29 protein-coding genes are annotated in these 20,667 nt (G+C 45.6%); 15 read left to right on the top strand and 14 right to left on the bottom strand.

Annotation, left to right across the window (positions count from 1 at the left end):
- Window positions 1–40: 40 nt before the first annotated feature.
- From VC188_RS02955 to VC188_RS02925, 7 genes are all read right to left on the bottom strand, one after another.
- Window positions 41–367: a type II toxin-antitoxin system HicB family antitoxin gene (locus VC188_RS02955; RefSeq protein ID WP_215321479.1), complete on the bottom strand. Its 327-nt coding sequence runs from the start codon at window positions 365–367 to the stop codon at window positions 41–43.
- Window positions 364–543: a type II toxin-antitoxin system HicA family toxin gene (locus VC188_RS02950; RefSeq protein ID WP_323482986.1), complete on the bottom strand. Its 180-nt coding sequence runs from the start codon at window positions 541–543 to the stop codon at window positions 364–366. Before VC188_RS02950 ends, VC188_RS02955 begins: the two co-directional genes overlap by 4 nt.
- A 113-nt stretch (window positions 544–656) precedes the next feature.
- Window positions 657–1,577, bottom strand: coding sequence for a site-specific tyrosine recombinase XerD (gene xerD, locus VC188_RS02945; RefSeq protein ID WP_215321478.1), 921 nt, complete (start codon window positions 1,575–1,577; stop codon window positions 657–659).
- Window position 1,578: 1 nt separating this feature from the next.
- On the bottom strand, window positions 1,579–2,004 hold the full coding sequence (locus tag VC188_RS02940; protein WP_323482985.1) for a type II toxin-antitoxin system PemK/MazF family toxin: 426 nt from the start codon (window positions 2,002–2,004) through the stop codon (window positions 1,579–1,581).
- Window positions 1,988–2,269 carry a hypothetical protein gene (locus tag VC188_RS02935; RefSeq protein ID WP_323482959.1) on the bottom strand — a complete coding sequence of 94 codons (282 nt, stop codon included), beginning with the start codon at window positions 2,267–2,269 and terminating at the stop codon, window positions 1,988–1,990. The genes VC188_RS02940 and VC188_RS02935 overlap by 17 nt, the downstream gene beginning before the upstream one ends.
- A 156-nt stretch (window positions 2,270–2,425) precedes the next feature.
- Window positions 2,426–2,608: a CopG family antitoxin gene (locus tag VC188_RS02930; protein ID WP_215322251.1), complete on the bottom strand. Its 183-nt coding sequence runs from the start codon at window positions 2,606–2,608 to the stop codon at window positions 2,426–2,428.
- A gap of 16 nt (window positions 2,609–2,624) precedes the next feature.
- Entirely contained in the window at window positions 2,625–3,110 is a 486-nt protein-coding gene (locus VC188_RS02925) for a YajQ family cyclic di-GMP-binding protein (RefSeq protein WP_215321476.1), read from the bottom strand.
- A gap of 137 nt (window positions 3,111–3,247) precedes the next feature.
- Between VC188_RS02925 and murB the strand changes: the two genes are divergently transcribed.
- Window positions 3,248–4,285: a UDP-N-acetylmuramate dehydrogenase gene (gene murB, locus VC188_RS02920; RefSeq protein WP_323482958.1), complete on the top strand. Its 1,038-nt coding sequence runs from the start codon at window positions 3,248–3,250 to the stop codon at window positions 4,283–4,285.
- A 13-nt stretch (window positions 4,286–4,298) separates the two neighbouring features.
- Here the strand turns inward: murB and VC188_RS02915 are convergent, their stop codons facing one another.
- On the bottom strand, window positions 4,299–5,351 hold the full coding sequence (locus tag VC188_RS02915; protein ID WP_216154437.1) for a GSU2403 family nucleotidyltransferase fold protein: 1,053 nt from the start codon (window positions 5,349–5,351) through the stop codon (window positions 4,299–4,301).
- Window positions 5,352–5,449: 98 nt separating this feature from the next.
- Complete coding sequence (gene xseA, locus VC188_RS02910; protein WP_323482957.1) at window positions 5,450–6,670, bottom strand: exodeoxyribonuclease VII large subunit; 1,221 nt, start codon at window positions 6,668–6,670, stop codon at window positions 5,450–5,452.
- A 313-nt stretch (window positions 6,671–6,983) separates the two neighbouring features.
- Here xseA and VC188_RS02905 point away from each other — a divergent pair, with 313 nt between their 5' ends.
- The 6 genes from VC188_RS02905 (at window position 6,984) to adk (ending at window position 11,041) form a co-directional block, all read left to right on the top strand.
- A complete protein-coding gene (locus VC188_RS02905; protein ID WP_323482956.1) occupies window positions 6,984–7,634 on the top strand; it encodes a MotA/TolQ/ExbB proton channel family protein in 651 nt (216 codons plus the stop codon).
- Window positions 7,631–8,095, top strand: a complete 465-nt coding sequence (locus VC188_RS02900) for a biopolymer transporter ExbD (RefSeq protein WP_323482955.1) — start codon at window positions 7,631–7,633, stop codon at window positions 8,093–8,095. The genes VC188_RS02905 and VC188_RS02900 overlap by 4 nt, the downstream gene beginning before the upstream one ends.
- 26 nt (window positions 8,096–8,121) lie before the next feature.
- Complete coding sequence (gene lpxK / locus VC188_RS02895; protein ID WP_323482954.1) at window positions 8,122–9,213, top strand: tetraacyldisaccharide 4'-kinase; 1,092 nt, start codon at window positions 8,122–8,124, stop codon at window positions 9,211–9,213.
- Between the two features lie 72 nt (window positions 9,214–9,285).
- Window positions 9,286–9,465, top strand: coding sequence for a Trm112 family protein (locus VC188_RS02890; RefSeq protein ID WP_215321469.1), 180 nt, complete (start codon window positions 9,286–9,288; stop codon window positions 9,463–9,465).
- Between the two features lie 21 nt (window positions 9,466–9,486).
- Complete coding sequence (gene kdsB, locus VC188_RS02885) at window positions 9,487–10,251, top strand: 3-deoxy-manno-octulosonate cytidylyltransferase (RefSeq protein ID WP_323482953.1); 765 nt, start codon at window positions 9,487–9,489, stop codon at window positions 10,249–10,251.
- A gap of 124 nt (window positions 10,252–10,375) precedes the next feature.
- Window positions 10,376–11,041, top strand: coding sequence for an adenylate kinase (gene adk / locus VC188_RS02880; protein WP_323482952.1), 666 nt, complete (start codon window positions 10,376–10,378; stop codon window positions 11,039–11,041).
- A 44-nt stretch (window positions 11,042–11,085) separates the two neighbouring features.
- On the opposite strand, the gene VC188_RS02875 is transcribed toward adk, so the two are convergent.
- The gene (locus VC188_RS02875; RefSeq protein ID WP_323482951.1) at window positions 11,086–11,379 is read right to left on the bottom strand and encodes an addiction module antidote protein; all 294 of its coding nucleotides are present in this window, start codon (window positions 11,377–11,379) and stop codon (window positions 11,086–11,088) included.
- A gap of 148 nt (window positions 11,380–11,527) precedes the next feature.
- Here VC188_RS02875 and VC188_RS02870 point away from each other — a divergent pair, with 148 nt between their 5' ends.
- On the top strand, window positions 11,528–12,700 hold the full coding sequence (locus VC188_RS02870; RefSeq protein ID WP_323482950.1) for an ATP-binding protein: 1,173 nt from the start codon (window positions 11,528–11,530) through the stop codon (window positions 12,698–12,700).
- On the opposite strand, the gene nrdR is transcribed toward VC188_RS02870, so the two are convergent.
- Together nrdR and glyA are read right to left on the bottom strand one after the other, a co-directional pair.
- Entirely contained in the window at window positions 12,701–13,147 is a 447-nt protein-coding gene (nrdR, locus tag VC188_RS02865; protein WP_216121648.1) for a transcriptional regulator NrdR, read from the bottom strand.
- A gap of 39 nt (window positions 13,148–13,186) precedes the next feature.
- Window positions 13,187–14,431, bottom strand: coding sequence for a serine hydroxymethyltransferase (glyA, locus tag VC188_RS02860; RefSeq protein WP_323482949.1), 1,245 nt, complete (start codon window positions 14,429–14,431; stop codon window positions 13,187–13,189).
- A gap of 76 nt (window positions 14,432–14,507) precedes the next feature.
- Here glyA and tolQ point away from each other — a divergent pair, with 76 nt between their 5' ends.
- From tolQ to queC, 7 genes are all read left to right on the top strand, one after another.
- A complete protein-coding gene (tolQ, locus tag VC188_RS02855; RefSeq protein ID WP_215321461.1) occupies window positions 14,508–15,164 on the top strand; it encodes a protein TolQ in 657 nt (218 codons plus the stop codon).
- A gap of 23 nt (window positions 15,165–15,187) precedes the next feature.
- A complete protein-coding gene (gene tolR / locus VC188_RS02850) occupies window positions 15,188–15,607 on the top strand; it encodes a protein TolR (RefSeq protein WP_323482948.1) in 420 nt (139 codons plus the stop codon).
- A gap of 23 nt (window positions 15,608–15,630) precedes the next feature.
- Complete coding sequence (locus VC188_RS02845; RefSeq protein ID WP_323482947.1) at window positions 15,631–16,452, top strand: energy transducer TonB; 822 nt, start codon at window positions 15,631–15,633, stop codon at window positions 16,450–16,452.
- Between the two features lie 3 nt (window positions 16,453–16,455).
- A complete protein-coding gene (gene tolB, locus VC188_RS02840) occupies window positions 16,456–17,778 on the top strand; it encodes a Tol-Pal system beta propeller repeat protein TolB (RefSeq protein WP_216190782.1) in 1,323 nt (440 codons plus the stop codon).
- Between the two features lie 142 nt (window positions 17,779–17,920).
- The gene (pal, locus tag VC188_RS02835; RefSeq protein WP_215321459.1) at window positions 17,921–18,421 is read left to right on the top strand and encodes a peptidoglycan-associated lipoprotein Pal; all 501 of its coding nucleotides are present in this window, start codon (window positions 17,921–17,923) and stop codon (window positions 18,419–18,421) included.
- Window positions 18,422–19,153: a tol-pal system protein YbgF gene (ybgF, locus tag VC188_RS02830; protein ID WP_323482946.1), complete on the top strand. Its 732-nt coding sequence runs from the start codon at window positions 18,422–18,424 to the stop codon at window positions 19,151–19,153.
- Window positions 19,154–19,176: 23 nt separating this feature from the next.
- Window positions 19,177–19,920 (top strand): 7-cyano-7-deazaguanine synthase QueC, encoded by a 744-nt coding sequence (gene queC, locus VC188_RS02825; RefSeq protein ID WP_215321457.1) that lies wholly within the window; start codon window positions 19,177–19,179, stop codon window positions 19,918–19,920.
- A 5-nt stretch (window positions 19,921–19,925) separates the two neighbouring features.
- Here queC and VC188_RS02820 read toward each other — a convergent pair whose 3' ends face one another.
- Both VC188_RS02820 and VC188_RS02815 read right to left on the bottom strand, forming a co-directional pair.
- Entirely contained in the window at window positions 19,926–20,309 is a 384-nt protein-coding gene (locus tag VC188_RS02820; RefSeq protein WP_072583302.1) for a helix-turn-helix domain-containing protein, read from the bottom strand.
- Window positions 20,306–20,614 (bottom strand): type II toxin-antitoxin system HigB family toxin, encoded by a 309-nt coding sequence (locus VC188_RS02815; RefSeq protein ID WP_323482945.1) that lies wholly within the window; start codon window positions 20,612–20,614, stop codon window positions 20,306–20,308. The genes VC188_RS02820 and VC188_RS02815 overlap by 4 nt, the downstream gene beginning before the upstream one ends.
- Between the last annotated feature and the right edge of the window lie 53 nt (window positions 20,615–20,667).

Raw genomic sequence — 20,667 nt, 5'->3', positions numbered from 1 at the left:
ACCAAGCTCCGTTGGAGCAGAGGAGTCAGCAGACCCATACTCAGGCAGCCTGCAGTACATCAGAAACCCAAGCATTAATACTTTTTCCAGACGCCTGAGCAACTCTAGCCACTTTTGCATGGATTTCAGGAGAAATGCGCAACATCAATTTTCCAGAGTATGGTTTTTGTGGTTTTACGCCATGAGCTTCAGACATCGCGATATATCCATCAACAGCCGCTTCGAAGGCTTTAATTAACTCTGAAGCAGACTCGCCATGAAAAGACACAATATCAGTGATGCCCGTTAAGTGACCCACAAAAATACGGTCATCAACATCAAACTCAATGCGGGCAGAATAATTTTTATAACGCAATGGCTTGTTCATAACTTCACTCCTATTAAAACCAAAAAACTTTGAACATCTTTTACCTGATACCGTTTTGCTTCTTTGCCGGGATGTGGCCTATGCAAATCCAAGCGATGGTTGTTCATCAAAAAACTTACCCTTGAACCTTCGCCCTCAACGCACTTACTGCCAACCGCTACTAACAATAATTCAATTTTTCTCCACTCTATTGTTGCTGAAGTGGGTTTAGCAAATATAGCCTTTAAGGTTTTTTGATGTTTGCTATTTATTTTTCATATGATATCATAAAATGATATCATTTTAAACATCACCCCCTAGGATGATGCTGCGAATGTATGGATTTCAGTCTTTCTCTGGCCACATGGGTATAGATCTGGGTAGTAGAGATATCGGCATGGCCTAAAAGGAGCTGCACCACCCTTAAATCTGCCCCATGATTGAGCAAATGGGTGGCAAAGGCGTGACGTAGGGTATGGGGTGATAGAGCTACCGGAATATTGGCCAATGTGGCATAGCGTTTAATCAGCGCCCAAAACGCTTGACGAGTTAAACCGGTACCAGTGTGACGCCCCACAAACACGGCATCCGTTGTTTTACCTTCCAACAAAGGGGTGCGCGCTTCCGCTAAGTAACGCCTTAACCACTGCCCTGCTTCACCACCAAATGGCACTAAGCGTTCTTTGCCACCCTTGCCATTAACTACCCTTACTACACCCTCATTCAGACCTAGGGCAACCGTTTTTAAAGAAACAATTTCGGATACGCGTAAACCACTGGCATACATTAATTCCAACATAGTGCGATCACGCAAACCTAAAGGGGTTTCAATATCGGGTGCATTGAGTAATGCAGTGACTTGATCTTCACTGAGTGTCTTAGGAAAGCGTAGCGCTTGTTTAGCAGCGCGCAAACCAATACAAGGATCGCTCTTCACTAAATTAATACGAAGTGCATGACGATAGAAGCGCTTGAATACCGTTAAGCGTCGATTAGCCGTAGTTGCTTTGTCGGCACGTCGGTGCGCTATGTAGGCCGTAAGATCTTTCTCAGTAACACCGTATAGATCCGCACCAGAGTCCTTATATAACCACTGAGCCAATAACAATAAGTCCCTACGGTATGCAGACAAACTATTTTGAGCTAGCCCATCCTCTAGCCAGCAAGCATCACAGAATCGCTCAATGGCCTCCTGGCTCATCACGGAGATTGGAGGTGTATTTTTTTTCATCTTATCGGTTTGATGCGGCACGATAAGCCGCTTCTACAACGCGAAGAATAGTTGCGTGCAAGGTTCCTAGCTTGGGTGTATTGCCATGCGGGCTTCTAGCGGGTACTTTGAAATAGCGCTCAGACCACGGCAGATCAACAATCACCTTGAAATCAAACTTTGTGTCGTAAGCCAATCCAGCCAGTGCATAAGCCGCTGGATTCTTAATCTGGGTTATCGCCACCTCGCCAGCTTTAAGTCTTGTCAGATTTTGGGATGTTCCATACGCCACGCTGACCTGATTGCCATCATCCCTCCGCTCGACACTCAGGACAATGGCTGGTCTGGGTTTGGGTCCTGGCTCACTATTAGGAACTTCTGGAAACAAACACCAAACGATATCGCCAGGTGCTGGCAACATCCAACCTGACTCATGCAAACAATGCATCGCGTGCAAGCAGTTTTCCTTTTGGTAAGCGCTTGGCTGCATCCTTGCGTAATACCAAGACTTGTTTTGCGGTCAACGGACCATCATCAGGGGCATAAGAAGGTAAAACATCAGTAGCAAATTTTGACAAGGCCATATGGATAACCTGCGTTTCATTGACATCGAGCTCTTTAGCAATTGCCTTAACAGTTGTTCGAGTCACGCCAAATTGGGTGTCTTTAGAGCGGAATTTGACCAACAGGTTTTCGTTTGAAGCTCTCATCATGGCACCTCGTTAATTTATATATATAAAATATATACCATATTGGATGCAATTGCAATCCTTACGCGCTCATTGAATAGATGGGATTTAACCCAAATCAACGAAAGATTATGGATACCTGATTTAGCTAATTTCTGGGTTCCTTGACCAAATAAAGTCCTATATCAATTTTCTAAATACCCCAACTTGAGACTTCATAGTCGCAGAGTGGGGTCTTAGATTTGGTGTTGCCACTCTAAATGCTTTATTTAAATCAAAATAATTAGAAGCGTCATTCATTTCCCAAAACCGTCTTTCATCAAGTTCTGATGGAAATACAGGAATGGGTTTAAGCGTCTTCATTGCACCAAGCTTCTTCTTAGTCACGGAAATTATTAAAGCCCAATGGCGCCTCTGTTACTTCTTTTTTAAGTAAGGCCATTGTTTCTTGTAAGTCATCACGCTTGGCGCCGGTGACACGCACCGCATCACCCTGAATACTGGCTTGCACTTTGAGCTTGCTATCTTTAATGATGCGCACAACTTTTTTTGCCAAGTCTGAAGTGATTCCTTTTTGAATCTTCATCGTTTGCTTACGCTTATCACTGCCAATGGTTTCTGTTTTCTCATCCTTAAGATAACGCACATCCACATTGCGCTTGGCCATTTTGTTAATCAAGACATCACGCACTTGACCCAATTTAAAGTCATCATCACCAAATAAGATTAATGCCTCATCTTTTTGTTCAACACGGCTATCAGAGCCCTTGAAGTCAAAACGATTGGTAATTTCTTTATTGGATTGCTCGATGGCATTTTTGAGCTCAACCATGTCTGGCTCACAAACTACGTCAAATGTTGGCATTTTTACTCCCTATGTTTTCTCGTAATTACTCTCGTAATCTTTACATTTTCTGGCTATTTTGGCGTCCATCGCAGATTTCTTGCTTCCTGTGCTACCAAAAAATAGGCTCTGGATTCTTTTACGAATAAGATTGTGGCATGAACCGTGCTCAAAATGCGCCCCAACCCGCAAAATTGATCCCAAATTTGGGTTTGAAGCACCGCAACACCTTTGGCTTTGACGCTAGCGCGGAACTGGCCTACGAAATTACCGCGCCCGAGCAAATTCCTGAAGTTATTGCAGAAGTTGCAGAAAAAAAACTGCCATGGCGGGTTTTAGGCGGAGGTAGCAATGTCATTCTCCCAAGCACCTTACCGGGAGCCACCCTCCTCATGAATATCGCTGGGCAAGAAATCATTTCCTCCGATGAAAAGGCAAGCTATTTAGCAGTTGGTGCTGGTGTTAACTGGCATGAACTCGTTGCTTGGACACTCGAGAAAGATTTGCCCGGCCTAGAAAACTTAGCACTCATTCCCGGCACAGTTGGGGCAGCTCCCATCCAAAATATCGGCGCCTATGGTGTTGAAATTGCAGATTACATTGATAGCATAGAAGCATTTGATGCAAAAAACCATGCCTTTGTCACCCTCCAAAATGAGGCATGCCACTTTGCTTACCGCGATAGCTACTTCAAGCAAAATCCCCACCGCTTTATCGTGACAAAGGTCGTTTTTAAGCTGCCTAAAGCTTGGCAAGCTCGCATCCACTATGCAGATCTTACAAAGCAATTTTCTGAGAACGCCAACCCGAGTCCTGAAGATATCTTCTTAGCAGTATGTAAGGTGCGCACACATAAGCTGCCAGATCCCAAAGTAATTGGTAATGCTGGAAGTTTCTTTCAGAACCCTGTAATTCCTGTTGAGCAGTATGAAACTTTGCTGAGAGCGCATACGAATCTAGTGTCTTATCCATATGCAGCTGGTAAACGTAAGCTCGCAGCTGGTTGGCTTATCGATCAATGCGGCTTTAAGGGTCAACGCATGGGCTCGGTTGGTGTTTATGAACATCAAGCGCTTGTACTGGTTAACCATGGCGGTGGTACCGCTCAAGATATTTTAGGTTTAGCCAAATGCATTCAGGAAAAAGTGCACGACAAATTTGGCGTTAGCTTGCAGATTGAGCCCAATATTTTGTAAATCGTGCTTATTACTACCGTACATTAGCTAGATCCAATAATTCTGGGTATTGCTTCAGCAAGGCAGTCTTTCCTTGATTTAAACGCTTAAGCCAACCAGGTCCACGTGAAATTGCATCTATCCATGCTCGCCTAATTAACTCTCCATTACCCTCATCAAATAGAACTTTGAAAATTGCTGCGGCTTGACCTAAGTCTTTATTTGCTTTGACGCGCTCATTCATAGGCCGCTCCCCATAAACAATTAACTTATGTATTGCATAGCGCTCTGGGGCTGGGATATTCACAATGCAAGCACCCTCTTTAGATAAGAGCACAGTCTGTGTAGTATCTACCAGTGAAAACTCCATAAATTTAAGGCATTCCAGAGTCAAACCCAATTCAGGCAACACCACTGGCCCACCACTTCGAGTTTGGGGGGTAACAAAATCTAGCCGTAGTTCCGGATCCCTGGGATTGCGATATTGAGCACCTGTTTTTCCTGAAAATTCAGTAATGGGTAACAAGCCCATCTCCAACGAATTTAAGGCATCGTGCACTGAGATTTTGACATTTGCCCCTAATGCGATTGAAACATTTTTTCCTGCGTGAGCAAAATCTACATCCATTGTTGTATTGGAAGATAGCCATTTCACCCCCAACATATTTCCCATGGCAAGAAATGCATGTGTGCCAATCAATATTCCACCAGCGCTGAAAAATCCATAATGACGTAAGCGATTCACTACGCGAAAATGCTTGGTTAATGTTGACTCACAACCAAGCGCTTCCGCCGATAGCGCCAGCCTTTTGATCTTAGTCGATCGATCACTTACTTTCAGAGCTTGATGTTTTTTAATAAGCTGAGTAACGCGTTGATCCTCAGGACCCACATAAGCCATACGACCTACACCATCAATATCACGATAGCCGTAATAAATATAAGTCTTACCTTTTTGAACTTGCTTATGAAAGGATCCTGGCAATTCTTTAAATTGATTGATATTTTCAACGTGCAATTGATCCTGCAGTTCGGCATAAGCCGTTTGCGCGGACAATGAAAGTGATTCATATAGCTTGGTACTCATTTGGTTATTATACAAAAATTTATTTGTATAATAACCATTATTCTATATAGCTTATAATGGTAATTGGGGTTGATATCACACCCGAAAACACTACACTGTCAATTGCTTTCCACTGGATTTATTTCTGAAAATTGTACGTCTACTTGACCCTCAGCTAATTGCACTTGATATGTGTTTTCCACATTTAGCTCACTAGGCTTGCGTAACGCGTGTAGTTGATCTTTTTCTTTGCTCAGAATAACGGCATAACCACGCTCAAGCGTTCGCTGCGGATTGAGCATCTCTAACTGAGACTGGTAGTGCACTTGATTACGCTTCCAGCTTTCTATACGCACTGACCATGCTTGGTTTAATCGTTGCTGCCAGCCATGAATGTGTTCGCGCATGCGATCTGGGTTGGGCAAAGCATGGCTAAGCCTCAGAGCCAATTGATCTAAGGTTTGCGCCTCGCGCTCAACTCGTTGATTAATGCGCTGGAGAAGCGCTTGCATGATGGCATCGAGCTCCTGCAGCATTTGATCTCGGCGTGGTGCTGCAAGCTCTGCCGCGCCCGTCGGAGTTGGTGCACGGAGGTCGGCAACAAAGTCGGCAATGGTGAAGTCGGTTTCATGTCCAACACCACTGACCACTGGGATGGATGAATCTGCAATCGCATATGCAAGCTGTTCATCATTAAAAGCCCATAGATCTTCAATGCTGCCACCACCGCGCACTAGCAATATGACATCGACTGCTTTTTCTTTATTAGCAGCTTTGAGTGCGGCAATAATTCCAGCGGGTGCATCAGGACCTTGAACTAAAGTTGGATAAATCACAATCGGAATATGTGGCGCTCTTCTCGCTAAAGTGCTTAAGACATCCTTAAGTGCAGCTGCTTGTGGTGATGTGATGATGCCGATGGATCTCGGATGTGTTGGTATCTCGCGTTTACGCTCATCATCAAACAAACCTTCTTTAGCAAGTTTGGCTTTGAGCTTTAAGAAGGCTTCATAAAGACCGCCCATACCAGCGCGACGTAAAGTCTGAATGGTGAGCTGAATATCCCCACGAGGGACATACATGCCTAGACTGGCGCTGACCTCAACCAAATCCCCAGATTGCGGCATGAACCCCACTTGGCCGTTGCGACCACGGAACATGACGCAGCGAATCTGACCTTCTGCGTCTTTTAATGAGAAATACCAGTGCCCGCTGTCATAAGCCTTGAAGTTAGAAATCTCCCCGCTCACCCATACAGTGTCGAAACGGTCCTCTAAAGAGGCTGCAATGGCGCGGTTTAGATCGCCAACACTCAGAATTTCCCTTGATATTTCCGACATTTTTTCTCTTTAATCTCACAGCCATCTAGCTTGGGCGCCAATAAATATCCACAGATGCAGATTCACTCTAGGTTTAATGCTCATAAGTAAGTAATTACTGACCCAAAACGTCTCATAAATCCAACATCAAAAATACAAGCCATTGATTTATATAGGAATTAATTCATCCAATAAATTCAATTTAATGCAACATAAAACCGAACCAACCATGTATCAAGGACTTACAGAGCGAATTCAAAAAAGTTTTGCACAGAGTTATCCACAGGCTAGGTTCCCGAAACAGGCTTTTTAATTCAGCTAAAGTACTGAGCTTATGTACTCCATCTTACTATCCGCTGGCTGGCCTATTTGGCCCCTCCTCATCATTTCCATATTGGGCCTTGCAATCGCCATAGAGCGAGGCTGGTATCTGCGTCAAACGCATATATTCCCCAAAAACTGTCTGGAAAGCGTCTTTTCTCTTGCAAATCAGTTGGTTGGAAACAAATCAACCGTTTCCGAGCAGCAGATTGCAGAATTGGCCAACCTTTCTCCTGTAAGTCCTTTATTGGCATGCGCACTAAAAGAGAAACTAGCCGGCAGTAGTACCGATACTGCGCTGGAGGAGCTGCAGGTGACCGCAAAAGGCACTTGGCTTAAGCTGGACCGCTACTTAGGTGCCCTTGCCACGATCGCCACAGTCGCTCCGCTATTGGGTTTATTTGGCACTGTAGTGGGCATGATTGAAATCTTTGGCAGTCAAGGTGCGATTAATGGCGCCGCTGGTAGTCCACAACAATTGGCACACGGTATATCAGTCGCTTTGTACAACACTGCATTTGGACTATTGATTGCTATTCCAGCTCTTGCTGCTTGGCGTGGTTTGCGCGCAATGGCAAATCAACGTCAACGTGAATGCGAAGAATTTACTCGTCAACTTTTCAAAAAGCTGTATCCAAACGACGCTGTTGACATTACAAAATGAGTTGGCTAGAAACGCACCCACGAGCTAAGAGAAGATTTTCTCTTGGGGGCAGTGCTACGCCTGTAGAACCAGAAATCAATCTGATTCCTTTTATTGATGTGCTGTTGGTGGTGCTAATCTTTTTAATGATCTCTACAACCTTCACACGGTATCAAGAACTAGCCATTACCTTACCTACTGCCAATGGCAATGAGAGCCAAGCAGAGGTTAAGCAAATTCATATTGCAGTCAGTCGCGATGGCCGCTTCGCTGTTAATGGCAAAGTTATCGATCGGTCAGAGCTCAGCAATGCCTTAACTCAGCTAAATGGACAAAGTAGTCAAAAGGAGGGTGCTAGCTCTCTGCAGGTCAATATTGATGCAGATGCCAAAGCGCCTCACCAAGCTGTGATGAGCGCACTGGAAGCAGCGCGTGATGCCAATCTCTCGAATATTGTCTTTAGCAGTCAAACTAAAAAATAACTTCAGAACAAAGAAAAATATTCTTCATGTCCTTTTCTTTTTTCCGTAAAGCACCTAAGTTTTGGGAAAGACGTGGCCCTACAAGCTTATTGCTATGGCCACTCTCTTGGCTTTATGGCCTAGTAGTGCGTATGCGTAAATTAATTCTGGATACGGGCTTAGTAAAACAAAAGCCTGCTCCAGTACCGGTGATTATTGTGGGCAATATTCGCGTAGGCGGGACAGGCAAGACACCCATCGTCATTGCTTTAGCAGAACGCTTACAGCAACTTGGATGGAGGCCCGGGATTATCAGTAGAGGCTATGGCTCCTCTTCACAAACAGCACCCTTACAAGTACACGGCAATTCTGATCCTGCTTTAGTTGGCGATGAACCAGTCTTGATTGCAAAACGTACGCACGACCAATTTCCGATTTGGGTTTTTCCAAAGCGTCAAAGAAGTATTGGGGCTTTGCTCAAGCATTCACCCAATGTAAACGTCATCATTAGTGATGATGGCTTGCAACATAGCGGCTTAGCCCGCTGGCCTGCTCGCGAAGGTGGTCGTGATATCGAATTCGTAGTGCGTGATGGACGCGGCGAAGGCAATCGCTTTTTGCTGCCCGCCGGTCCTTTGCGTGAACCAGCGACACGCGAACGCGATGCCACCCTTTTTACCGGAAAAACAAAGGATATTGAAACTAAGCTTGGCCCCCAGGATGAATACTTTTTAGGGCGTCGCGCATTCTCGCTCTTGGGTAATTTGGGAAATGCCTACCAATTGATCAATCCCACAAATACGCAGACGCTTGCTCAAATTGCGGATAGCTATCTACCAAACAAAATTACTGCTGTTGCCGCCTTGGGTAATCCACAGCGCTTTTTTGATGATCTACTGAAACAGGGCATTGTCGCTAAATCGATTCCTTTACCTGATCATGCGACCTATACCCCTGAGTTCTTTGAGAAGATCAACGCACAATGCATCCTCATTACCGAAAAGGATGCTGTGAAATGCACAACGATTACCGATGAGCGTATTTGGGTGGTGCCAATGACTCTCACTCTTCCGGATAGCCTGGCTGACTGGCTCCAATCTATCCTGCAAAGACCTAATCCTTATCGCTATACCTTGTAGGTTTAGCGTACATAGCACTACACTGTGTCCTCATATATTTAAACTCTTCATTTAGATCACTGCAAAGAAATCATGGATAAACGACTGCTCGATATTTTGGTTTGCCCTCTATGCAAAAGCCAATTGCATTTAAATGCCGAGAAACATGAACTCATTTGCAAAGCTGACCGCTTGGCTTATCCCATTCGAGATGATGTGCCGGTAATGCTGGTTGAAGAAGCGCGCAGCCTTAGCGCTGATGAAATTGCTTAATTTAATAAAAATCATTCTTTAATGAACACTGACTCCAAGGCTGCAGATTTTTTAGTAGTGATTCCAGCCAGACTGGGATCCACTCGCTTACCTCGAAAACCTCTAGCTGACATTGGTGGTAAACCGATGGTCATTCGGGTTGCAGAACGCGCCAAGCAATCACTTGCGCACAGCGTTGTAGTGGCAACTGATTCACCAGAAATACAAGCAGCTTGTGATGAGTACCGTATTGAGTGTTTACTGACTAGCGCAGATCATCCAACCGGAACCGATCGCATTGCAGAGGTTGCGCAGCTACTTAAATTACCCAGCAATGCATTGATTGTGAATGTACAAGGTGATGAGCCACTCATTCCGCCGGAATTAATTAATCAAGTTGCCAGTACTTTGGCGGAGCATCAAGAGTGCGCCATCTCCACAGTTGCTGTACCGATTACCGATGCTACTGAGATCAACAACCCTAATGTCGTGAAACTCGTTCTCAATCGCTCTGGTGAGGCGCTCTACTTTTCCAGAGCGCCGATTCCGTTTGTGAGAGATCCTGAGGCAAACCAAAAAATAGAGCATTTGCGCCATCTGGGGATCTATGCCTATAGAGCTGACTTTTTACAAGCCTACACTCGTCTAGAGCCAGCACCTCCAGAGCAGGCTGAGGCACTGGAACAATTGCGCGCCCTGTGGAATGGTTATCGCATAGCGGTTCATACCGCCTCAGAAGCTCCACCAACTGGTGTCGATACCCCAGAGGACCTCGAAAGAGTGCGGCAGATACTAGCTCGCTCCTAGGCTAACCTAAGGCTAAAAGCCAAAACCTCAGTAGTTTGGAGCTTCTCGGGGATAATCCTAGTCAATAGGTATCTAAGATCCCGACAAAATACGGGACAATGACAGCTCTTCTAAGGGGAAAACAATGCGGTTGATTCTGCTCGGTGCACCAGGTGCTGGAAAAGGCACACAAGCTCAGTTCATTTGCGAAAAATTCGCTATTCCACAAATTTCTACTGGCGATATGTTGCGCGCTGCTGTGAAAGCAGGAACTGAACTCGGCGTTGCTGCTAAAAAGATTATGGATGCCGGCGGCCTTGTTTCTGATGACATCATCATCGGCCTCGTTAAAGATCGCCTAACTCAACCCGATTGCAGCAAGGGCTATTTGTTTGATGGCTTCCCAAGAACAATTCCTCAAGCACAAGCCATGAAAGATGCTGGCGTTCCTATTGATTACGTATTAGAAATTGATGTGCCCTTTGATGCCATCATCGATCGCATGGGTGGACGTCGCGTGCACCCAGCTTCTGGCCGCACTTATCACATTAAGTACAACCCACCAAAGGTTGCAGGTAAAGATGATGTGACTGGCGATGATCTCATTCAGCGTGATGATGATAAAGAAGAAACTGTTCGCAAACGCTTACAGGTTTATGACGATCAGACCCGTCCATTGGTGGAGTACTACTCCTCATGGGCTGCGCAAGGCAGTCCAGCGGACAAAGTAAAAGCGCCGGCCTATCGCAAGGTCAGCGGCACTGGCAGCGTTGAAGACATTACCATCTCAATTTTTGCTGAATTGAAGTAATTCAATTCTCACCAATTAAATAGGACTGCATGGCAGTCCTATTTTTATGCATGAACGCTTAATTTCATACCTAGGGCATGTATGACTCTCGTGACAGTCTCAAATCGTGGGCGTGCTTCAATTTTTAAGGCTCTATAAAGGGATTCTCTGGTTATCCCACTCTTTTTGGCAATAGCGGTCATTCCTTTTGCCCTAGCAATGTCGCCAATTGCCGCAACAAATAACGCAGGATCTCCATCTTTTAGTACAGCAGTCAAATAACCAGCGATATCCGCCTCGGTTTTTAAATAATCTACGACATCAAGCTTTGGTAATACACTCTTTTTTATTTTCTTCATATGGCCCTTGATCGTGCAATATATCTATTGGGCAATAGTAATCAATTGATTACATAAGTTTATGAAATCCCTGTCTGCAAAATGGTTGAATATAAGTATCTTATACAATATTATGTTTTTTTCATAACATTACCTAAGATTGCTATATATGGATCCCCGCAGCAACCCATTCTCTCCTGGCGCTGGCTCTGCACCACCAGAGCTATCTGGTCGTGACAAAGTTATTGAAGATGTGTCCATTGCCTTACATCGCATTAGAAATGGCCTATCTGCAAAAAGCATATTAATGGTGGGCCTCAGAGGGGTTGGTAAAACAGTTCTACTAAATAGATTAAAAAATGATGCTGAATCCGAAGGCTTAGTCTGTGTTCAGTTTGAGTCTCCTGAAAATCGCAATCTACCTGCAATGATTGTTCCAAGTCTTAGAGCGGCCCTATTCAAATTAAATAGACTGTCAGGACTGAGTGATAAGGTTACTAAGGCGGCAAGAATACTTGGCAGTTTTATCTCATCTGCAAAAGTTAAATATGAAGGCATGGAATTTGGATTTGATTTAGGGACTGAGCCAGGTATCGCAGATACGGGCGATCTTGACTACGATTTATCAGAACTCTTACAGGCAATTGGTGAGGCCGCCAAAGAAAAGAAGACGGCAGTGGTTCTATTCATCGATGAATTGCAATATGTTCCTGAGCTTGAGCTTGCAGCCCTTATCTCAGCACTCCATGGGTGCGCTCAGAAAGGATTGCCGGTGGCTTTGGTAGGCGCAGGGTCACCACAATTAGTTGGAAATGTTGGAAAAGCAAAATCGTATGCTGAACGTTTGTTTGATTTTCCAGAAATTGGCCCCCTACCACCAGATGCAGCAACAAAAGCGCTTCAACTTCCTGTGAGTCAATACCAAGTCAGTTTTGAAACTAGCGCAATAGAACAAATCCTTAAGCAGACGAAGGGCTACCCTTATTTCCTGCAAGAGTGGGGGAGTATGTGTTGGGGGGTTGCCAACACCAAAGTAATTACAGAGGAGGATGCTTTAGCAGCTAGCGAGCTAGCAATACTCCAATTAGACTCAAGCTTTTTTCGGGTGAGGTTTGATCGCTGTACCCCCATGGAAAAAAACTATCTAAGAGCTATGGCGGGCATCAATAGCCCAGCACCAAGGTCGGGAGACATCGCAAGCGCCATGAATAAGGAAGTTCATCAAATAGCCCCATTAAGACAATCCTTAATAAGCAAGGGAATGATTTATAGCCCTGCTCACGGAGATACTGCGTTTACAGTTCCACTTTTTGCGGACTATATGAAGCGAATGTTGCCGTAATCACTTTAATTCTTTTAAGGCGCTCTCGAAAGATTCAATATCAGCAAAGCTTCGATAGACTGAGGCAAAGCGAATGTAAGCCACCTTGTCGAGACGCTTAAGTTCACGCATCACTAATTCACCAACACGCTCGCTTGGGATTTCTTTTTCGCCAAGACTAAGAAGCTTCTCTTCGATACGGGCAATGGATTCGTCAACGGAGTCGGAAGATACTGGGCGCTTACGAAGAGCCAGCTTGAGTGAACTTGCCAGCTTATCGTGACTGTATTCCACTCTGCTGCCATTCTTCTTAACAATTGCCGGGAGCACCAATTCAACACGCTCATAAGTTGTAAATCGCTTATCGCACTTGGCACAACGACGGCGGCGGCGAATGGTATCGCCCTCGTCAGATACCCGGGTATCTAAAACCTGGGTATCTTCGTTATGGCAAAAAGGGCAGCGCAATGAGCTCTTCTTTTCTTGGTTGGGTTGCTGATTGTTTACTTAACCGTAAACTGGGAAACGCTTCGTGAGCTCAGAAACTTGAGCGCGCACTTTAGCAATGTTCTCAGGATCAGTTGGATTATCTAAAACATCCGCAATAAAGTTTCCAACTTGTCTTGCTTCTGCTTCTTTAAATCCACGTGTAGTCATCGCTGGTGAACCCAAACGAATGCCGCTGGTCACCATTGGTTTTTCTGGATCGTTTGGAATACCGTTCTTATTGCAAGTGATGTGCGCTTCACCTAAAACACGTTCAGCTTCTTTACCGGTCATTTTCTTGGCGCGCAGATCCACCAACATTACATGAGAATCTGTTCCGCCAGAAACGATACGTAAGCCACGCGCAATTAAAGTCTCGGCAAGTGCTTTTGCATTCGCAACAACTTGCTTTTGGTAATCAATAAAACTCGGCTCCTGCGCCTCTTTGAATGCTGCCGCCTTACCGGCTATCACATGCATCAAAGGACCACCCTGTAAGCCTGGGAACACTGCAGAGTTAATCGCCTTCTCATGCTCAGCCTTCATCAAGATGATGCCGCCACGGGGGCCACGCAAGCTCTTGTGCGTTGTAGAGGTGACAATGTCTGCATGGGGAACTGGGTTTGGATAAACACCCGCAGCTATCAAGCCAGCATAGTGAGCCATGTCGACCATAAAAATCGCGCCCACTTCTTTTGCTAATTTACCAATGCGCTCGAAATCTATTTTTAGAGAGTAAGCAGAGGCGCCAGCAATAATTAATTTAGGCTTGTGCTCACGAGCGAGACGCTCCATTTGCTCGTAATCAATCTCTTCGTTTTTATCAAGGCCGTAAGCGATTGGATTAAACCATTTGCCGCTCATGTTCAAAGCCATGCCGTGGGTCAAGTGACCGCCTTCAGCAAGACTCATACCCATGAAGGTATCGCCTGGTTTTAAGAAAGCCAAGAACACTGCTTGGTTAGCGGATGCGCCGCAATGGGGTTGTACGTTTGCTGCTTCAGCACCAAACAATGCTTTGACACGATCGATCGCTAATTGCTCAGCCACGTCGACGAATTCACAACCGCCGTAATAGCGCTTGCCTGGATAGCCTTCAGCGTACTTATTGGTCAACTGAGAGCCTTGAGCCTCCATTACCGCTGGTGAGGTGTAGTTCTCAGAAGCAATCAGCTCAATATGGTCTTCCTGACGCTTATTTTCGTTCTGAATGGCTGCCCATAACTGGGGGTCGGTTTTGGCTAAGGTGTTTTGACGGTCAAACATGGTGATAATCCTGAAAAAGTTGGATTGCTGAGTGAATTAACTTAGTAAAATCAACCTACATCATACAAAATCCACCATGACCTCTACACAAGACCTCTCATTCCTCTCCCTAGTCCTCAATGCCAGCCTATTAGTACAGCTGGTAATGTTGTTATTACTCAGCATGTCCGTGGCCTCTTGGACCATTATTTTTAAGAAAACCGCTGTTTTACGTGGGGTCCGCCAGGATACCGAGCGCTTTGAGCGTGACTTTTGGGCCGGTGGAGACCTCAATACCCTCCTAGAGGCGGCCCAGCGCAATAACCGCAATGACGCGGTCCTAGAGCATATTTTCGAGGCTGGGATGCAAGAATTTGCAAAAGGTCGTGAGATTGACGCTGCCCGTCGCGCTATGAAAGCCACCTACCAACGTGAAATGGACCTTCTAGAAGCCAATCTACCCTTCTTGGCATCCGTTGGCTCAGTCTCCCCCTATATCGGCCTCTTTGGCACTGTTTGGGGCATCATGCACTCCTTCCGCGGTTTAGCTAATGTGCAAAACGCGACCCTTTCTGCGGTGGCTCCTGGTATCGCAGAAGCATTGATCGCTACAGCGATTGGTTTGTTCGCTGCGATTCCAGCAGTGGTGGCTTACAACCGCGCAGCAACTGATGTAGACCGCCTCTCCATTCGCTTTGAAACTTTCATTGAAGAGTTCACCAACATCTTGCAGCGTCAAACTGCTGGACGTTAATTGCATTCATAAGCGAAAAAATTATGGCTGGTTCTTCATTGCGTAAAAACAAACGTCGGGCAATGTCTGACATTAACGTCGTTCCCTACATCGACGTCATGTTGGTATTGCTCGTAATTTTTATGGTCACCGCACCAATGGTCAACCCAGGCGTTGTCAACTTACCCACTGTTGGTGGCGCCAAAGTGCAATCACTGCCGCCAGTCTTTCTAACGATTGATGCCAACGAGAATGTCATCGTGCGCAAAGATGGAGACCCCACGCAAACACTTAATAAATTTGAGCTTGGTGCTTTTGCCAGATCTCAGGCAGAAAAATCCTCCGATCAACCGATTGTGATTGCTGCGGATAAATCCATTAAGTATGAAACAGTGATGGAAGTGATGTCCAAGCTCAAAGAGAATGGCGTGAAGCGCGTTGGCCTTGCGGTCAAGACCCAGTAAGACTCTGGCCATCATAGCTGCTCATGAATAGCGCACACTCTTTTAAGTCACCCCTCTCGCAATTCAAGCGAGGACGTTTTACGAAAGAAGAAAGTACCAAGCGCGCCTTTACTTTTTCACTCATCGCGCATTTAGGTCTGCTTGCTTTTTTAATGATTGGGATTAGCTGGAACAACACCACCTCTTCTGGTGTTGAGGTTGAGCTCTGGGACTCCGCTCCACAAGTAGAATCTCCACCTGAGCCAGAACTCAAAACAGAAGTGAAAGAAGAGGCTGCTGATATCGCCATCAAGAAAAAGAAGGTAGATAAAGAACCTCCCAAAAAAGAAGTGGTGAAAGAGAAGCCAAAGCCAGTGAAACCTCCTCCACCGAAGGAGAAGGAAAAGCCGAAGAAGGAAGATCCGCCGAAAAAAGTAGAAGCCCCTAAAGCCCAATCTCCTGTAGAAACTAAAGCCAATGCAGCAGCTGAGAAATCACGTGCTGATCAATTAGCGCGTTTACGTGCTGCAGCTGGTGCCGAAGGCGGTAGTGGTGGTACGGTTGGAAGTGGTGTTGGCGGCGGAGGCAATGCGCCCCCAGGCTGGACCGACAAAGTCATTAAGAAGGTCAAGCCATTGATTGTCTTTAACCCTGAATCCGTGAGTGGCAACCCTGCAGCAGTGATTCTGGTCAATCTTGCTCCAGACGGGGCTATTTTGAGTACCAGCATTCAATCCTCTAGCGGTAATACCGGCTGGGACCGTGCCGTACTCCTCGCACTTTCTCGCGCAGAGAGTTTGCCAAAAGACGACAATGGCAAAATTCCTCAACGCGAAGTAAAACTGACTTTTAAACCCAAGGATTAATGCATGTTGCAATTAGCAAAAAGACAGATACAGAAACTGACCTCAAAACTAAATTCTTTTAGCTTGATTGGTATTGCTTTATGTATCAGCTTTGCAACTCCTGCGCTTGCGCAGATGAATATTGAAATCACTGGCGTAGGTCAATCACTTTACCCAATCGCGGTAATGCGCTTTAAAGATGAGAACAAATTACCCACTAGCGTTACTGAAATCATTCGCCAAGATTTAGCTCGCAGCGGTTACTTTAAAAATACTGAGAACGGTAATGCTGTTGAGAGCGATGATGGTACCCCCAACTACAAATCTTGGGCAGCACGTGGCGCTGATGCATTAGTAGTTGGATCAGTCGTACAGACTGGCAACAATCAATTTGACATTCATTACAAATTATTTGATGTTCGCAAATCTCAAAGCCTGGGCGGTCTAAATCTCAGCTCAAGCACCGATAACTTGCGTGCAGTTGCCCATAAAATTGCTGATGACATCATCTTTAAGTTATTGGGTGAGCGTGGCGTGTTCTCCACCCGCCTCTCCTATGTCATTAAGGATGGTAAGCGCTATCGCCTGGTGATATCTGATGCAGACGGTCAGAACATTCGCAATGCTATGAACAGTGGTGAGCCGATTATTTCTCCATCATGGTCACCCGATGGCAAGAAAGTAGCGTACGTTTCTTTTGAAGATCGTAAGCCGGTGATTTATGTTCATGAACTAGCAACCGGTCGTCGCATTTCTCTTTCAAATCAAAAGGGTAATAACAGCGCACCAGCGTGGTCACCCGATGGCAAGAAATTAGCGATCTCATTGTCTAAAGATGGTAATACACAGATCTACGGCATCAATGCAGATGGCACGGGTTTGCATCGTTTAACTCGTGGCAACACGATTGATACCGAGCCGCAATATTCTGCTGATGGTCGCTACATCTACTTCACTAGCGATCGCGGTGGCAACCCACAAATCTATCGCATGAGTGCTGATGGCGAACAAGCTGAAGGCGTCAAACGCATTACCTTCAAACAAGGTTTTGTAACCTCACCTCGCATCTCACCAGATGGCAAATATTTAGCTTACATCGCCAATATTGGTGGCGCATATCGCCTCTACATTCTGAACTTGGCTACTGGCGATACTCAGGCGCTTACCGATGGCACTAGTGATGAATCCCCTTCCTTTGCTGCCAACGGCCGCTATGTTCTCTACTCCACCAAAGTCGGTGGCAAACGAGTACTCGCCGCCGTTTCAGTCGATGGCAACTCCAAACAGGTATTGAGCATTCCCGGATCTGATGTACGTCAACCGTCCTGGGGCCCATTCATGGACTGAGTCTTAGGTAGGTCTGAACCAAGCCTTAACTGCATCTAAACCCTTTTTTAGGGGTTGAAATAGTCACTTTTGATGTTCTTAGGGGCATAATATTGTCTATTGATTTATTTATAGATTTAGCTCGTAGGAAAAAGGAAAATTCATGAAGATTTCTATCGCACGTCGCGCAGCGACATTCGCCCTGATTGGTGCCGCGGCATTTTTGATGGCAGCATGCTCCAGCGTCAAGCTAGATGACACTGATGGCGCTAATGGTAGCGGCAGTGGCAAATTTGGCTCACAGCCATGGAATGACCCGAGCAGTCCACTCTTTGAAAAGAGTGTTTACTTTGGCTTTGATGAATACACCGTTCAAACTAAATACCAAAAAATGCTGTCTGCTCACGCAAGCTACTTAAAAGCCAATCCAAAGCAGAAAGTCATTATTCAGGGCAACACTGATGAACGCGGCACAGCTGAATACAACTTGGCACTTGGCCAACGTCGTTCTGATGCTGTACGTAAATCATTGAACTTGATGGGCGTTTCTGACGACCAAATGGAAGCAGTGAGCTTTGGCAAAGAAAAGCCAAAAGCAGAAGGTGACACTGAAGCAGCTTGGGCAGAAAATCGCCGCGCTGACATTGTTTACATCACTAACTAAATGAAGATGCTTTCATACTCAGTAAAACAAACGCTCTCACGAGCGTTTTGTTTAAGTGCTGCACTCATTTGTTTAGGCGCATCTAATAGCGCCTGGGCCCTCTTCTCCGATGACGAGGCACGTAAAGCCATCCTGGATCTGCGCAAGTCTCTAGCGACCACCCAGCTTGAGTTACAGGGTCAAATCGACAAACTCAAAACTGAGAATGCAGAGCTGCGTGGCAAGGTTGAAGAGCTTGAGAAGCAAGGCGAAGACATTAACAATAGTCAGAAAACTTACTACCAAGATCTCGATACTCGCTTGGGTAATTTTGAGCCTCGCACCGTAACAATTGAAGGCGTCTCTGGAACAGTGCAACCTGGCGAGAAAAAAGCCTACGACGATGCATTAAAGGCGTTTCAGACGGGTAATCTGAAGAAGGCTGACGATAGCTTTGCTGCATTCACTGCCAAGTATCCAAAAAGCCCTTACTTGCCGCTTGCCCTCTACTGGAGTGGTAATAGCAAATATGCCAATAAAGAATATGCTGGTGCCATCGCCCAATTACAAAGTTTAATTAAACGCTACCCAAATCATCCACGCGTTCCTGCGGCAATGGTGACTTTGGGTAACTCGCAATTAGAAAGCGGCAACAAGGCAGCGGCTAAAAAAACATTTAGCGAAATTATTGCTAAGTACCCAGACACTGATGCAGCTAAAGATGCACAACAGCTGATTGCCGGTACGAAGTAAGCGCTTCTCATCCATATCTAAGTATGTCTAAGCTTTCTGCCGCATTCGAATCTCTAGCGCCCCGTAAAGCCGGCGCTCCAGCAGTCATTCTGTTTTCGGGTGGGCTAGACTCAACAACTGTGCTCGCCCTTGCGAAAGACCTTGGGTATACGCCGTATGCCCTATCCGTAGGATATGGTCAGCGTCATTCATCTGAATTGGCAGCGGCCAAACATATTGCCAAGCAAATTGGAGTGGCAAGGCATGAAGTGGTTAACTTGGATCTCACTCGCTTTGGGGGCTCTGCTTTAACTGATGCCTCGATTGCAGTCCCAACCACTCCCGGCAAAGATCAAGAAATTCCCATTACCTACGTGCCAGCACGCAATACGATTTTGCTATCACTTGCATTGGGTTGGGCGGAGTCATTAGGAGGCCTTGATATTTTCTACGGCGCTAATTCGGTGGATTACTCAGGTTATCCTGATTGCCGACCTGAATATGTAGCCTCTTTCGAACATATGGCTAACCTAGCTACTAAAGCAGGTGTCGAAGCCATCAATGATGCAAATCGTTTTAGAGTACACGCACCTATCATCAGCCTAACTAAAGGTGAAATCATCCAGCTAGGAAGCACTCTAGGCGTTGATTACTCGCAAACAGTCTCTTGCTACCAAGCTAATGATTTGGGTGAAGCTTGTGGAGAATGTGAGTCTTGCCGTCTAAGGCAGGCAGGCTTTAAGCAAGCCAATGTGGGCGATCCTACTCGCTACCAAAAAAAGTATTAAACGTATTAGGCTGCGCGCAGCTCATCATCCTGCTGAATCAAACTATCAGCAGGGATCCCCAACATAGAGTGCAACCTCCAAATCATCTTCAGTGTAAGGGGGCGTTTGCGATTTAATATTTCATATACGCGATTTAGGCCACCGATCATCGGCTGCAAATCCTTTGGACTCAAGCCGGATTGTTCCATTCTGAATTTAATTGCCTCAATTGGGTCTGGTGGAAGAATCGCATAGTGCTTGCTCTCATAAGACTCAATGAGCATTAAGAGGATCTCAAACCTATCTCCATCCTTAGTCCCAGGTTTTGGCTCATGATCAAAATAGTAAGACGCCTGGGCTAGGGCATCCTTGTATTCAAGCTTGTTACGAATGGGTTTTAATTCTTTCATTTTTCCTCCAACTGCACTGTGCAAGCATCAATTCGATCGTATGCAGCATGGCTACCAATAAATTTCACATATACCGCCCCAAAACTATAAGCAACTGCCACCACCAAACGGTAGGAATTTCCTTTGATATTAAAGACAACTCTGTTGCCTGCAATAAAACTCGCATTTCGATACTTATTCTTTATATCTTGCGGCCTTTTCCAACTTGCATGCGCCACCTCGTCATACCAAGCTTTAAGTGGCTGCTCGGCATCGGGATGAATACGCCAAAAATTTGTTAGGTGTTTTCTGGCTATTATTCGCACACATTAATTTTAGTCCCAAAATGGGACTATTGCAAGTGGGGCCATATAACCCT

Origin of the sequence: Polynucleobacter sp. MG-28-Ekke-A2 (assembly GCF_035012985.1) — a bacterium.
GTDB lineage: Bacteria > Pseudomonadota > Gammaproteobacteria > Burkholderiales > Burkholderiaceae > Polynucleobacter.
The sequence above is the reverse complement of the archived record's forward strand: the minus strand, read 5'-3'. Positions and strand labels throughout refer to the sequence as shown.